At 71.9% G+C, this 13,888-nt stretch carries 12 protein-coding genes and 1 riboswitch; of the genes, 4 read left to right on the top strand and 8 right to left on the bottom strand.

The features are described from left to right. Positions 1-7 precede the first annotated feature (7 nt). On the top strand, positions 8-712 hold the full coding sequence (locus ACFOX0_RS09755) for a C39 family peptidase (RefSeq protein ID WP_377544237.1): 705 nt from the start codon (positions 8-10) through the stop codon (positions 710-712). Between the two features lie 160 nt (positions 713-872). Then, positions 873-963: riboswitch (ZMP/ZTP riboswitch) on the top strand. Between the two features lie 26 nt (positions 964-989). Then, positions 990-1,901: a bifunctional 5,10-methylenetetrahydrofolate dehydrogenase/5,10-methenyltetrahydrofolate cyclohydrolase gene (locus tag ACFOX0_RS09750; protein ID WP_377543787.1), complete on the top strand. Its 912-nt coding sequence runs from the start codon at positions 990-992 to the stop codon at positions 1,899-1,901. Positions 1,902-1,984: 83 nt separating this feature from the next. Here the strand turns inward: ACFOX0_RS09750 and ACFOX0_RS09745 are convergent, their stop codons facing one another. Beyond that, positions 1,985-2,545, bottom strand: a complete 561-nt coding sequence (locus ACFOX0_RS09745) for a hypothetical protein (protein WP_377543784.1) — start codon at positions 2,543-2,545, stop codon at positions 1,985-1,987. Positions 2,546-2,756: 211 nt separating this feature from the next. Here ACFOX0_RS09745 and ACFOX0_RS09740 point away from each other — a divergent pair, with 211 nt between their 5' ends. Beyond that, on the top strand, positions 2,757-5,594 hold the full coding sequence (locus tag ACFOX0_RS09740; RefSeq protein WP_377543781.1) for an aconitate hydratase: 2,838 nt from the start codon (positions 2,757-2,759) through the stop codon (positions 5,592-5,594). Positions 5,595-5,730: 136 nt separating this feature from the next. On the opposite strand, the gene ACFOX0_RS09735 is transcribed toward ACFOX0_RS09740, so the two are convergent. Genes ACFOX0_RS09735 through ACFOX0_RS09715 form a run of 5 tightly spaced genes read right to left on the bottom strand, consistent with a single transcriptional unit; the run spans position 5,731 to position 11,222 of the window. Next, positions 5,731-6,945 carry a cytochrome P450 family protein gene (locus tag ACFOX0_RS09735; RefSeq protein WP_377543779.1) on the bottom strand — a complete coding sequence of 405 codons (1,215 nt, stop codon included), beginning with the start codon at positions 6,943-6,945 and terminating at the stop codon, positions 5,731-5,733. A 4-nt stretch (positions 6,946-6,949) separates the two neighbouring features. Then, complete coding sequence (locus ACFOX0_RS09730) at positions 6,950-7,558, bottom strand: GTP-binding protein (protein ID WP_377543777.1); 609 nt, start codon at positions 7,556-7,558, stop codon at positions 6,950-6,952. Further along, the gene (locus ACFOX0_RS09725; RefSeq protein WP_377543775.1) at positions 7,539-7,925 is read right to left on the bottom strand and encodes a DUF742 domain-containing protein; all 387 of its coding nucleotides are present in this window, start codon (positions 7,923-7,925) and stop codon (positions 7,539-7,541) included. Before ACFOX0_RS09725 ends, ACFOX0_RS09730 begins: the two co-directional genes overlap by 20 nt. 3 nt (positions 7,926-7,928) lie before the next feature. Next, positions 7,929-8,345: a roadblock/LC7 domain-containing protein gene (locus tag ACFOX0_RS09720; RefSeq protein WP_377543773.1), complete on the bottom strand. Its 417-nt coding sequence runs from the start codon at positions 8,343-8,345 to the stop codon at positions 7,929-7,931. 45 nt (positions 8,346-8,390) lie between these two features. Continuing rightward, entirely contained in the window at positions 8,391-11,222 is a 2,832-nt protein-coding gene (locus ACFOX0_RS09715) for a sensor histidine kinase (protein ID WP_377543771.1), read from the bottom strand. Between the two features lie 520 nt (positions 11,223-11,742). Here ACFOX0_RS09715 and ACFOX0_RS09710 point away from each other — a divergent pair. After that, complete coding sequence (locus ACFOX0_RS09710; protein WP_377543769.1) at positions 11,743-11,988, top strand: DUF2630 family protein; 246 nt, start codon at positions 11,743-11,745, stop codon at positions 11,986-11,988. A 52-nt stretch (positions 11,989-12,040) separates the two neighbouring features. Here ACFOX0_RS09710 and ACFOX0_RS09705 read toward each other — a convergent pair whose 3' ends face one another. Next, a complete protein-coding gene (locus ACFOX0_RS09705; protein ID WP_377543767.1) occupies positions 12,041-12,982 on the bottom strand; it encodes a serine protein kinase RIO in 942 nt (313 codons plus the stop codon). A gap of 231 nt (positions 12,983-13,213) precedes the next feature. Further along, positions 13,214-13,858: an HAD family hydrolase gene (locus tag ACFOX0_RS09700; protein ID WP_377543765.1), complete on the bottom strand. Its 645-nt coding sequence runs from the start codon at positions 13,856-13,858 to the stop codon at positions 13,214-13,216. Between the last annotated feature and the right edge of the window lie 30 nt (positions 13,859-13,888).

The following is a 13,888-nucleotide window of genomic DNA, read 5'->3' as shown; positions in this document are numbered from 1 at the left end:
GGAGACCATCCGTACCCCGCTGATCCGCCGCACCGTCCTCACCGCGGCCGGCCTCGCCCTCACCGGCGGTGCCATCGCCGGGCCCGCCGTCGCCGCCCACGCCGCCGAGCCGGCCCACACCAAGCCCCACGCGGCCACCGTCACCACCGACCGGGGTGGCGACCACGGCAACCGTGGCGGCGGTAACGGCGCCCACGGCGGCAAGCGGGCCAAGGACGTCGCCATCAAGTACGAGTCCCAGCCCAACTTCTACTACTGCGGCCCGGCGTCCACCCGGATCGCGCTGACCGCCACCGGTCACGACCTCAGCCAGGACGAGATCGCCAAGGCGCTCGGCACCACCGAAGCCGGCACCGCGTCCGCCGAGGACACCACCCGGGTCCTGAACACGGTTCTCGGCGCCGACAAGTACAAGACCACCGCGCTGCCCACGACCGACATCACCGCCGGTCAGATCGACACGCTGAAGTCCGACATCAAGGCCACCATCGACGACAACCGCGCCGTCGTGGCCAACGTCGCCGGCGTCGCCACCGACACCGACGGTGCGGTCCACGACTACTCGGGCGGCCACTACGTCAGCGTGGTCGGCTACCAGGACGACGGTGACCTGGTGAAGATCGCCGACCCGGCCAACCCGAACGTGGCCAGCTACTGGATCCACACCGACGACCTGGCGCACTGGATGGCCACCCACGGCTACTCGCACTGACCCGCTCTCCGCACCGACGGGCCGGCCTCCATCCCGGAGGCCGGCCCGTCGTCGCGCGCACGCCCGGCCGCGACGGCGGCGGCGGTGCTGCGGTTCGGGGCGGTCGCACCTGGTGAGCCGACCGCTCCGGCGGCTGACCCCGCAGCGACGGGGTAACGTGGGTCGCGGCCGTGACTGGCGCTGAGGTGGAGCACCACCGGGGAGCGGCCCGACCCGTTTCGTCGACGATGCCGCGCGCCTGGGCGAGCCGTCCCGACGCGCCGCCCCGGAGCCGCCGATGACCATTCCCGCCACTCCCGACGCCCACCTGATGGTCGGTACCCGACTCGCCCGCGACATCCTGATCCGCAGCGCCGAACGGGCCGCCGCGCTGGTCGGGCGGACCGGTCGTCGGCCCTGCCTGGCCACCGTGCTGGTCGGCGACGACCCGGCCTCGGCCACCTACGTACGGATGAAACGCAACCGGTGCCACGAGGCGGGCATCGACTCCCGGTACGTACACCTGCCCGCCGGGACCGGCACCGCGGAGCTGGTGACCCGGATCGCCGACCTGTCCGCCGACCCGGCGGTGCACGGCATCCTGCTGCAGCACCCGGTGCCGGGGCACATCGACGAGCGGGCCGCGTTCGAGGCGATCGCGCCGGCCAAGGACGTCGACGGGGTGACCACGCACTCGTTTGGCACGATGGCGTTCGGGCTGCCGGGCTTCGTCTCCTGTACCCCGGGCGGCATCGTCCGGCTGCTCGACGCGTACGGCGTGGATCCGCGCGGCCGGCACGCGGTGGTGATCGGCCGCAGTCCGATCCTCGGCCGGCCGGTCGGCATGTTGCTGCTGGCCCGGGACGCGACGGTGACCTACTGCCATTCCCGGACCACGGACCTGCCGGCGATCGTCGGCGGCGCGGACCTCGTGGTGGCGGCGGTGGGCCGGCCGAACTTCGTCCAGGGCACCTGGCTCAAGCCGGGCGCGGTGGTCGTCGACGCCGGCTACCACCCGGGCGGGGTGGGCGACGTCGACTTCGACGCGGCGCGCGCCGTGGCCGGCATGCTCACTCCGGTGCCGGGCGGAGTGGGCCCGATGACCATCGCGATCCTGCTGGAGCAGACGGTCCGGGCCGCCGAGGAACAGCTCGGCGGGGCCGCCGCCGATCCCCTGGCCGCCGGCCGTCCCCGACAGCCGGATCAGTGAACCTTTTCAACCTCCCCTTGCGGGCCGCCGTTGGTCGAGGTCGAAGGCGGCGCGCGCGCCGCGCGGTTCAGGTTGAAAAAGGTTCAGTTGTAGCTGGTGTCGGCGCCCGTGTCGCCGTAGCCGTCCGGGGGCGGCAACAGCTCGAAGACCGTGTCCGAGTCGGTGTCGGCCCCCGGCCGGATGATCGCCTCGGCAGCGCAGAGCACGATGATCCGGTAGCTCAGGCCGAGGTTGGACCAGAGGTCGCCGCGCAGCCACAGGCAGACGCCGACGCCGGGCTGGCCCTCCGGGTGCTCGTAGAACTCGACCACCGGTTCGGCCGCCGCGCCGACCAGGCCCTGGGTGTCCCGGTCGGTCTTCGGTACCTGCAGCAGGGCGCCGGTGACCTGGACCTCCGCGTCGGCGAGCGCGTCCGCGTCGTACCAGTGGGTGTCCGGCAGGAACAGCCGCGCGTCGAACGCGCGGCGACGGTACGTCGAGCCCAGCATGCCGGTGTCCGGGTCCGGCTGGTCGCCGATCCAGGCGACGCCGGCGTACTCGGTGCGCACCCGGCGCAGTTCGTCCGAGCCGGGACCGGCGGCGAACCCGGTGACCAGCGTGTCGAGGCGCGGCTGGGCGGCGAGGTGCACGTCTGCGGAGATCACCCGGGGCAGGCTAGCACCGTCACGCCACCGACCACGCCCGACGTGCCCGTCCGGAGTGGCGGTCAGGGGTTGCGCCGATAGCAAGACGGACGTACGGTTTTATTACGCGGAGACAACAACTGCGGAGACAAACCGACCCGGCCGGCGTTACCCCAGGCCGGTGTCGCGGTAACTGGTAAGCGAGACTGCTCAGGACTACCCGGTCGCCGGTGTGAAGGAGTACGACGTGGCGAGCCTCGACACCTTCGGTGCGAAAACCCAGCTACGCGTCGGAGACGCGAGCTACGAGATTTTCAAGATCAGCAAGGTCGACGGGCACGACCGCCTGCCGTACAGCCTGAAGATCCTGCTGGAGAACCTGCTGCGCACCGAGGACGGCGCGAACATCACCGAGGACCACATCCGCGAACTCGGCGGATGGGACCCGGACGCGGACCCGAGCGTGGAGATCCAGTTCACCCCGGCCCGGGTGCTGATGCAGGACTTCACCGGCGTGCCCTGCGTCGTGGACCTGGCCACCATGCGTGAGGCGGTCCGCGAGCTGGGTGGCGACGCCACCAAGGTCAACCCGCTCAACCCGGCCGAGCTGGTCATCGACCACTCGGTGATCGCCGACCTGTTCGGCCGCGAGGACGCCTTCGTCCGCAACGTCGAGCTGGAGTACGGCCGCAACAAGGAGCGCTACCAGTTCCTGCGCTGGGGGCAGAGCGCGTTCAACGAGTTCAAGGTCGTCCCGCCCGGCACCGGCATCGTGCACCAGGTCAACATCGAGTACCTGGCCCGTACGATCATGGAGCGCAACGGGCAGGCATATCCCGACACCGTGGTCGGCACCGACTCGCACACCACGATGGTCAACGGCCTGGGCGTGCTGGGCTGGGGCGTCGGCGGCATCGAGGCCGAGGCCGCCATGCTCGGCCAGCCGGTCAGCATGCTGATCCCCCGGGTCGTCGGCTTCAAGCTGCACGGTGAGATGCCGGCCGGCACCACCGCCACCGACCTGGTGCTGACCATCACCGAGATGCTGCGCAAGCACGGCGTGGTCGGCAAGTTCGTCGAGTTCTACGGCCCCGGCGTCAGCGCCGTGCCGCTGGCCAACCGGGCCACCATCGGCAACATGTCCCCGGAGTACGGCTCCACCGTCGCGATCTTCCCGATCGACGACGAGACGGTCCGCTACCTGAAGCTCACCGGCCGGTCCGAGCAGCAGGTCGCGCTGGTCGAGGCGTACGCGAAGGAACAGGGTCTGTGGCACGACCCCTCGGCCGAGCCGAACTACTCCGAGCGGCTCGAACTGGACCTGTCCACCATCGAACCGTCGCTGGCCGGCCCGAAGCGCCCGCAGGACCGGGTGCCGCTGGGCAACGCCAAGACGCTGTTCCGCTCCGCGCTGGCCGACTACGTCGCCCAGCCCGAGCAGGGTCCGACCGGCAAGGCCGACGAGGCCAGCGCCGAGTCGTTCCCGGCCAGCGACCCGCCCGCCGCCGACTGCGCGCACGACCCGGCCGACGCCCCGCGTGACCTGGTCACCGCGGCCGTCGGCTCGGGCGGCCGGGCCAGCAACCCGATCCGGGTCACCGGCGACGACGGCTCCGAGTTCGAACTCGACCACGGCGCCGTGGTGATCGCCGCCATCACCTCCTGCACCAACACCTCCAACCCGCAGGTCATGATCGGCGCGGCGCTGCTGGCCCGCAACGCCGTCGACCGCGGCCTGAACCGCAAGCCGTGGGTGAAGACCACCCTGGCCCCCGGCTCGAAGGTGGTCATGGACTACTACGAGCGGGCCGGTCTCACGCCCTACCTGGAGAAGCTCGGCTTCCACCTGGTCGGCTACGGCTGCACCACCTGCATCGGCAACTCCGGCCCGCTGCCCGAGGCGATCAGCGCCGCGGTGAACGAGAACGACCTGTCGGTGGTCTCGGTGCTGTCCGGCAACCGCAACTTCGAGGGCCGGATCAACCCGGACGTCAAGATGAACTACCTGGCCTCCCCGCCGCTGGTGGTGGCCTACGCGCTGGCCGGCACGATGGACATCGACCTGGCCAACGAGCCGATCGGCGAGGACACCGAGGGCAAGCCGGTCTTCCTGCGGGAGATCTGGCCGAACGGCCAGGAGATCGAGGACGTCATCGCCAGCGCGATCGCCAGCGAGATGTTCACCCGGGACTACGCCGACGTGTTCGCCGGCGACGAACGCTGGCAGTCGCTGCCCACCCCGACGGGCGACACGTTCGCCTGGGCGGACGAGTCCACGTACGTCCGCAAGCCCCCGTACTTCGAGGGCATGGGACGCGAGCCGCAGCCGGTGGCGGACATCTCCGGCGCCCGGGTGCTGGCCCGGCTGGGTGACTCGGTGACCACCGACCACATCTCGCCGGCCGGCTCGATCAAGGCCGACTCGCCCGCCGGTCGCTACCTCGCCGAGCACGGCGTGCCGAAGCACGAGTTCAACTCGTACGGCTCCCGGCGCGGCAACCACGAGGTGATGATCCGGGGCACCTTCGCCAACATCCGGCTGCGTAATCAACTGCGGATGCCCGGTACCGGTTCTGATGCGGGAGCTTCGCTTCCCGAGGGTGGCTTCACGGTCAACCACCTGACCGGCGAGCAGACCACTATCTACGACGCCTCGGTGGCGTACGCCGAGGCCGGCGTGCCGCTGGTGGTGCTGGCCGGCAAGGAGTACGGCTCCGGCTCGTCCCGGGACTGGGCGGCCAAGGGCACCATGCTGCTCGGCGTACGGGCGGTCATCGCCGAGTCGTACGAGCGGATCCACCGGTCCAACCTGATCGGCATGGGCGTGCTGCCGCTGCAGTTCCCCACCGACACCACGGCCGAGTCGCTCGGGCTCACCGGCACCGAGACGTTCTCGATCAGCGGGGTGACCGCGCTGAACGACGGACGGACCCCGCGGACGGTGAAGGTCACCACCGACACCGGCGTGGAGTTCGACGCGGTGGTCCGGATCGACACCCCCGGCGAGGCCGACTACTACCGGCACGGCGGCATCCTGCAGTACGTCCTGCGCAAGATGCTGAACGGCTGACCGGCACGGCGAACCTGGTCACGGGCTCCTTCTCCCTGCGGAAAGGAGCCCGTGCCCGTTGTGTGCGGCCCAACCGCGGCAGATGCGCCCGGGGCCGTGTCGACGTGCGCCGCCGGGGTGCCGGATTTCCGTACCGTCAGAAGGTGACCGGCAGGGCGCGCAGGCCGCGGACCCGGTAGGAGGTCCGCCAGGTCAGCTCGGCCGGGTCGACCGCCAGCGCCACCCGGGGGAAGCGGCGCAGCACCGCGCCGATGGCGGTCCGCGCCTCCAGCCGGGCCAGCGGGGCGCCCAGGCAGTAGTGGATGCCGTGACCCAGGCTGAGCTGCCCGCCGACCGGCCGCGTCGGATCCACGATGTCCGGCTCGGCGAACCGGTCCGGGTCGCGGTTGGCGGCGGCGATGCCCAGCAGTACGGTCTCGCCGGCGGGAATGGTGACCCCGCCGATGGTCAGGTCGACCAGCGCGAACCGGCGGATGGCCAGCGGTGCGGGCGGTTCCAGCCGCAGCAGCTCCTCCACCACCGGCTCCGGCAGCCCGCTGTCGAGCGACCCCTCGGCTGACCCGTCGGGCCCGCGCAGGTCGGCGAGCAGGTCCGGGCGGCGCAGCAGGGCAAGCAGGCCGGTGCCGATCAGGTGGACGGAGTTCTCGTAGCCCGCGAACAGCACCAGGAAGGCCAGCGAGGTCAGCTCGTCCTCGGTCAACCGGTCGCCGTCGTCCCGCACCGCGATCATCCCGGAGAGCAGGTCGTCGCCGGGCTCACGGCGCTTGTCGGCGATCAGCCGGATCAGGAAGTCGTGCAGCGCGCCGAGGGCCCGGCCGGCCGCCCCGGGATCGTCCGCGGGTGGGGTCAGCAGCCGGTCCGTCCAGCCCCGCAGCGACGACCGGTCGTCGGCCGGTACGCCCAGCAGGTCGCAGATCACCGTCACCGGCAACGGCCCGGCGTAGTCGGCGACGAGGTCGGCCCGGCCGGCCGGCGCGACCCGGTCCAGCAGTTCGTCCGCCGTCGCCTCGATCCGGGGTCTCAACCGGGCCACCCGCGCGGCGGTAAAGGCCCGCCCGACCAGACGCCGGATCCGGGTGTGGTCCGGCGGGTCCAGGTTCAGCAGGTTGGCGTCCAGCGCCGGTGGCAGCGAGAACCCGCGCCACCGGCCGGTCCCGTTGGCCTTGTCCAGCGACAGCCGCTCGTCGGCCAGGCCGGCCCGGACGTCCGGGTACCGGGTGACCAGCCAGACCGGCGCGCCGTCCGGCAGGGTGATCCGGTGCACCGGGGCGGCCCGCCGCAGCGCAGCCCAACCGGCGTACGGATCGGCCAGGAAGGACGCGTCGAACGCCCCGGTGGGCGGCGCCGTCACCCGGTCACCCGGCCGGGTCGGCCCGGCGCGCCTCGCGGGCCTTCATCGCGTGCTCCAGCAGCGTGATCAGCGCCTCCTTGCTGGACGTGCGCTCCCGGGCGTCGCAGAGCACCACCGGCACGTCCTCGTCGAGGTCGAGCGCCTGCCGGACCTCGTCCAGGTGGTACCGCCGGGCACCGTCGAAGCAGTTCACCGCCACGATGAACGGGGTGCCCCGGCCCTCGAAGTAGTCGATCGACGGGAAGCAGTCGGCCAGCCGGCGGGTGTCGGCGAGCACGACCGCGCCGAGCGCGCCGAGCGCGAGTTCGTCCCAGACGAACCAGAACCGGTCCTGGCCGGGCGTACCGAAGAGGTAGAGCACCAGATCCGGCCCGATGGTGATCCGGCCGAAGTCCATCGCCACCGTGGTGGTGTTCTTGTCCTCGACGCCGGCCAGGTCGTCCACGCCGATGCCGGTCTCGGTGAGCACCTCCTCGGTGCGCAACGGCCTGGTCTCGCTGACCGAGCCGACCAGGGTGGTCTTGCCCGCCCCGAAACCGCCGGCCACCAGGACCTTGACGGCGGTGGGCAGATTGGCCCGCTCGACGCCCGGGTCAGAGCGCTCGGAGTCCATTGATCACCGCCTCGAAGATGCTGTCGTCAGGATGATGGGAGGCGGCTCGCGGCTCCCGGACCTCGATCAGATTACGTTCCACCAGGTCGCCGAGGAGCACCCGGACGGTGCCGACCGGCAGGTCCAGGTGTGCGGCCACCTCCGCCACCGAGAGCGTCCGTTGGCTCAACTCCACGATGGCCAGGTGCTCCGGCCCGAGACCGATGTCCGGCGGCGGCACCATGCCGGTGGCGCTCACCAGCGAGATCAGGTCGAACCTGCCGGCGACCGTCCGGGCCCGACCGCCGGTCACCGCGTACGGACGTACCACCGGGCCGGCGTGGTCGTCCACCCATCGTTCCAGGTGCGGCTCTGGTGGTGTGGCCATCGGTTACCGCTCCTCGCCCGGATCCTGCGCCGGCCGGTTCGGCGAGGTCAGGAACTTGCCGGCCCGGGTCACCAGCATGGCCATCTCGTACGCGATCAGCCCCACGTCGGCGTCCTCCGCGGCGAGCACCGCCAGGCACGCGTTGCGGCCGGCCGCGGTGACGAACAGGAACGTGCTCTGCATCTCGATGATGGTCTGCTGCACCTGGCCACCACCGAACCGCTTCCCGGCGCCCCGGGCCAGGCTCTGGATGCCCGCGGCCATCGCCGCCAGGTGGTCGCCGTCGTCCTGGCCGAGTCCCTGGGACGACGCCATCAGCAGGCCGTCTGTGGAGAGGGCGATCGCATGTTCGACCTGCTTGACCCGCCCGACCAGGTCGTCCAGCAACCAGGCCAGGCTCGACGCCGTCTTCTGCACCACTCGTTGTCCTCTTTCTGCTGGCGCGTGTCGTCGCGATCGTCGTGGTCAGCTGTTCCGTACCGGTCCGCCGGTCCCGGTCTCCCGGTCCCGCTCGGCCGGTCCGTCGCCGGCCGGGGCCGGGTCGGTCGGGTCGGGAGCGACGTCCGTGCCGACGGTACCGGCCGGACTCTCCACAGTGGAGGTTACCGGTGCCGGGTCGGCCGGCTCGTCGCCCGGTTCGTTCTGCAACCGGGCCGCCTCGTCGCGGCCGCGGCGGGTGCCGCTCTGGTACGCGGTCATCATCCGGCGGACCCGCTCCGGCACCGGAGGAACGTCCGGTTCGGCGTCGGTCGACCCGGCCGGGTCGGACCCGGGCCGCAGCGGCGGCGCGAGGTTGGCCTGACGGACCCGCAACGGCAGGCCGGAGGCGGTGGTACCCGCCGCCGGACCCGCGGTACGGTCGGTTGCCCCACCCGCCGGCGTCCCGGCGACCGGAGCATCCACCACGCCGCCGGCCGCGGACCCGGCGACCGGGGCGTCCACGGCACGTCCGGTCGGAGCCGCGACGGTCGGGCCGGCACCGCCGGTCGGAGCCGCGACGGTCGGGCCGGATCCGGTTCCGCCGTCGGGAGACGGGCCGGACGGCGCCTGCCGCTGCCCGGGCACCGGCGGCCGTTGCCGGCGCCGTACCGGCAGCGGCGGCTCGGTCGCCGGATTTCCGTCCGGCCCGATCAGCGGCCCGGTCAGTTCGATCGTGGGCGTGTCCCCCGGCCCGAGGGCGCGCCGCTCGGCCACGGACGTCCGTTCCGCGACCCCGTCGGCGGTGGGCCGCACCGATTCCGGTCCACCCGCAAGCGCCACCGCACCGTCGGCCGGCGGGTCGACGACCGCGACCGGGCCGGCCTCGATGGCCGCCGGCGCCCGGACCGCGCGGACGGACTCGTCGGCGTGCCCGGCCCGCGGGGCCGTGGCGGTCCGGCCGGCCAGGAAACCGCCGGAGGTGTCCCCGTCCGTCGAACCGTCGGACACCAGTTCCGCCGGGATCAGGACGACCGCGGTGGTGCCGCCGTAGGGCGACTCCTTGAGCTGCACCCGGATCCCGTGCCGCTCGGTCAACCGGCTCACCACGAACAGGCCGAGGCGGGCCGCGTTGGCCAGGTTGAACTCCGCCGACCGGTTGTTGACCTGGACGTTCGCCGCCGCCAGGTCCTCCTCGGACATACCGAGCCCGCGGTCCTCGACCTCGATCACGTAGCCGTTGCCCACCAGCTGACCCTTGACCTCGACGGCGGTGTGCGGCGGTGAGAAGGACAACGCGTTCTCGATCAGCTCGGCGAGCAGGTGGATCGTGTCACCGACGGCCCGACCGGCCAACGACACCGGGCCGAACGGCAGGACGGTCACCCGGGTGTAGTCCTCCACCTCGGCGACCGCGCCGCGAGCGACGTCGACCATCGGGACGTTGCGTCGCCAGGCCCGCCCGGGCGTCGACCCGGAGAGCACGATCAGGTTCTCGGCGTTGCGCCGCATCCGGGTGGCGAGGTGGTCGACCCGGAACAGATCCTCCAGGTCCTCGGCGTTCTGCTCACGCCGTTCCATCGTGTCCAGCAGGGTGAGCTGCCGGTGCACGAGCGCCTGGCTGCGCCGGGCGATGCTGAGGAAGACGTCGCGCACGTTGCGGCGCAGTTCCGCCTGCTCGACGGCGGTACGGACGGCGGTCTCCTGCACGGCGTTGAAGGCCTGACCGACCTGACCGATCTCGTCCTCGCCGAAGGCGAGCGGTGGCGCCTCGGCGGCGACGTCGACGTCCTCGCCCCGACCGAGGCGGGCGACGACGCCGGGCAGGCGTTCCTCGGCCAGTTGCCGAGCCGCCTCCCGCAGCCGTTCCAACTGGCGGACCAGGGCGCGGGCGGTGGTGATCGAGACGACGATCGAGGCGATGACGGCGAGCAGGCCGAGACCGGCGGCGAGCAGCAGCCGGATGATCACACCGATCGCCATCGGGGTGGCCCGCTCCTCGATCGCGTCGGCTCCGGCGAGCACCACCTGGTGCATCTGCTCCAGGGCCGCCTCGGCGGCGTTGCGCCAGTCGACCGGGTCCACCGGTAATGGTCGTGCCGACCGACCGTCGATGATCAGCCGGTCCTCGAGGTTCCGGAACCGGACGATCTCCGGGCTGCTCCTCATCTGCTCGAATCTCGCCTGGAGGGTGCCCGGCATTTTCGCGGCCGCGTCGGCGGCGACGAACCGCTGCGCGCCCACCAACTGGCTGAACTGGGTGTACTCCGCTTCGGTCATCCGGCCGGCGGCGAGCACGCCGGCGACCAGCGCGTCCTCCTGGGCGGCCAGCTCGCGGGCCTGGTTGACCCTGGTGAGATTGTCGGAGTCCCGGGCCAGGCTCTCGTCGTCGAGCACGCCGAGCGCGCCGTAGACGCCGAACAGCGCGTCGACCACGTCGGTGTACGCCCGGATCGCGGCCGGCCGGTCGAGGGACCGGTTGTCGACCGAGGAGCGGACCGCGGCCAGGCCGTCCAGTTTGGCCAGTGCCTCCCGGATCCGGCTGTCGAGGGCGGCGCTGCCGGCGGTTTCGACCTGCCAGTCACGGGCCGACTCCTTGAAGGTGGCGACGAGCCGCTCGGTCCGCTGCCGGCTGCCGTCCAACGCCGTACGCTGCGGCTCGCTCGGCTTGGCCAGGTAGGTCACGGAGAGCCGCCGCTCGAACTGCAACTCCAGCAGGAGCGGCGAGCTCGGCTGGTATACCCCGTTGTTCAAGGTCTGCAACAGCAGCAGGTTCATCCCGTCCCGCGTGGTGACCCAGGCGGCGAACACCCACAACGCGGAGAGTGAGACCAACAGGGCAACAATCTTGGTACGCAGGCTCGAACTGCGGGCACCCATTACACCGTCCCTGGCCGGGCTTCATGTGGTCACCTGTGATGGCCACGCCGACATCCGGCGCGACCGAAACTTCCGGCGCACGCTAGCAGCGCCGCCGAGCGTCACTCAAGTCATCCGGACCGCCGCCATACGCTACGTCACCTGCCGTGTCCGAACATTGCCGATCCGAGGAGCTCGGGGGATCGGCGCCGTGGGACGGCAGCCCTCCCGGGCGCCTGCCGGCTCCGTCCCGTTCGGACCCCGCCCGGTGGACAGTGGCTTTGCCGACCGACTGTTTCCGACCGAGTTCCGGCGAGCATGCCACCGTCAGCCGCATTTCTCCAGATCAATTAATGGAAACCTAAATTTGTTGCGGGACACTGGCGCACCCGGAGCGGTCCGTCGACCCCGGGCAATCATGATCAAATTTTGTGCGGTTCACGCTACCTATATCGCCCCGAGATCCACCGGCGTTACATCGGCCGGCGGCCGCCTGCGGGGAACCGGGGCATACCGGTTGGCGTTGTGACAGGCTTTGCCCATGGACGACAAGACCATCCTGAGCCGGATCACCGACCTGGTCGACGAGGAGCACCAACTGCGGGCGCGGTCGCAGGCCACCGAGGGCACCAGCGACGAGGAGCGCGAGCGGCTGCGGCACCTGGAGGAATCGCTCGACAAGTGCTGGGACCTGCTGCGCCGGCGCCGGGCCGCCCGGCAGGCCGGCAAGGATCCCGACGCCACCGGTGAACGCGGGGTCGACGAGGTGGAGAGGTACCTCCAGTAACGCCGGGTCCGGGTCGACCCCGATCCGGGCCGACCCGTCCCCGCCGCCGGCATCAGGGCAGGCCGGCCTCGGCGCGCAGCCGCTCGGTCAGCCCGCCCGGATCGGCCACCCGCGCCGGCAGACCCCGGGCGACGAACCATTTCGCCACCACCCGTACGTCCCGGGCCAGGAACTCCGGTCCCTGCGGGTTGGCCACCACGTCGACCACCTGGGGCAGGTCGATCAGCACCAGCCGCCCGTCGTGCACCAGCAGGTTGTACGGCGACAGGTCGCCGTGTGCCAGTCCCGCCCGAGCCAGGACGACCAGCGCGTCGACGAGTTGCTCCCAGAGCCGGCCCAGTTCCGTACCGTCCGGTCGCAGCTGGGCCAGCCGCGGCGCCGCCCGCCCCTCGACGGGGTCGCCGACGAACTCCAACAGCAGCTCGGTGCCCAGCAACTGTACGGGGTAGGGCACCGCGATCCCGCCGTACTCGTGACCGACCCGCCAGAGCCGGGACAGCGCGGTGAACTCGGCGGCCGCCCACTGCCCCGCGATCACCTGCCGGCCGAAGGCGGTCCGGCCGGCCATCGCCCGCATCTCCCGGGACCGGCGCACCCGACGCCCCTCCAGGTAGCCGGCGTCCCGGTGGAACAGCCGGTGTTCCGGATCGCGGTAGCGCTTGGCGGCCAGCAGGCAGGACCGGTCGGTGTCCGGTACCGCGCGCCGGACCAGATGCACGTCGGCCTCCTTGCCCGTCTTGAGCACACCCAGCTCGGTGTCGACGGCGGCCAGTTCGGTCACCAACCAGTCCGGCTGCGGCTGCGGACCGTGCTCCGCGTCGTCCCAGGAGGACCAGCGGTCGCCCGTCTCCGGTTGGTCGAGGTCGGGGCCGGCGTTCAGAACGTCCGGCGTGGCGGTCCGGGACCGCTTCAGGAAGCGCGGTTCGTCGTCGTCGAAGCGGCCGCGTCGGGTACGGCGACCGGGCGCCGCGTCGTGGAAGTCGTGCTCACGCACAGTGGAGTCCCCTTGGTCGAGGTGGAAGAAGGCATGACGTATCGCGGGATGACCACAGCCACGGCTCCTCCTCTCCCCCGACCGGACGTGCCTGTCCGGTGCGTGCGTTCCGTCCGCCGGCGGCTTCGGCGATGCTCCGGCGCTCCCGCGGAGTCTCACCCGACCCGCGGCCCCGGGGCAACCCATTTAGCGGGCCGTCAGCCCGCCAGCACCGTCAGCCCGCCGGCGCCGTCAGCCCGCCAGCACGGTGGCCACGGCGGCGATCAGGCCGTCGGCGGTACGCGTCGGGGCGTACCGGTCCTCCAACCAGGTCCGCCCCCGGTGCAGCCACACACTGGGCAACCCCATCGCGGCCGCGCCGCCGATGTCCGCCTCCGGGCCGTCGCCGATCACCCAGGCGCCCCGCAACGACATCCGGGCCCGTTGCGCGGCGAGTTCGAAGATGCGGGGGTTGGGCTTGCTGACGCCGGCCTCCTCGGAGATCACCCAGTCCGCCACGTACCGGTCCAGTCCGGTCCGACGGATCTTGTCGTCCTCCTGGGTAACCGTGCCGTTGCACACCACCACCGGTACCCAGCCGGCGTCCTCGGCGATCCGCAGGGCGCAGGCGATCAGCGGGTCGAGGCGGGTCCGCCGGATCACCCCCTCGCGCAACGCGTCGACCAGGTCGATCGAGGAGATCCGCAGGTCGTACCGGTCGCGGATGGCGTCGGCGACGTCCCAGCGGTCGGTCAACCCGTCCGCGTCCACCGACAGCAACCAGTCGATGTCGGAAGCGGGTGCGCCGATCTCGGCCAGCAGGCTCTGCCCCCACGACCGGAAGGCCCCGGTCCGATCGAGCAAGGTGTTGTCCAGGTCGAGGAGCAGCAGCGGCACGCCGAGACACTACGTGACCTGGGCCGCCCG

It is taken from the genome of Micromonospora zhanjiangensis, assembly GCF_042650605.1.
GTDB classification, from domain to species: domain Bacteria; phylum Actinomycetota; class Actinomycetes; order Mycobacteriales; family Micromonosporaceae; genus Micromonospora_J; species Micromonospora_J zhanjiangensis.
This window is presented reverse-complemented; position numbering and strand designations above follow the sequence as displayed.

Coding starts and splice junctions, on each gene's coding strand:
- ACFOX0_RS09750 (WP_377543787.1), top strand. CDS start 990: ATGACCATTCCCGCCACTCCCGACGCCCACCTGATGGTCGGTACCCGA.
- ACFOX0_RS09710 (WP_377543769.1), top strand. CDS start 11,743: ATGGACGACAAGACCATCCTGAGCCGGATCACCGACCTGGTCGACGAG.
- ACFOX0_RS09725 (WP_377543775.1), bottom strand. CDS start 7,925: ATGGCCACACCACCAGAGCCGCACCTGGAACGATGGGTGGACGACCAC.
- ACFOX0_RS09730 (WP_377543777.1), bottom strand. CDS start 7,558: ATGGACTCCGAGCGCTCTGACCCGGGCGTCGAGCGGGCCAATCTGCCC.
- ACFOX0_RS09715 (WP_377543771.1), bottom strand. CDS start 11,222: ATGGGTGCCCGCAGTTCGAGCCTGCGTACCAAGATTGTTGCCCTGTTG.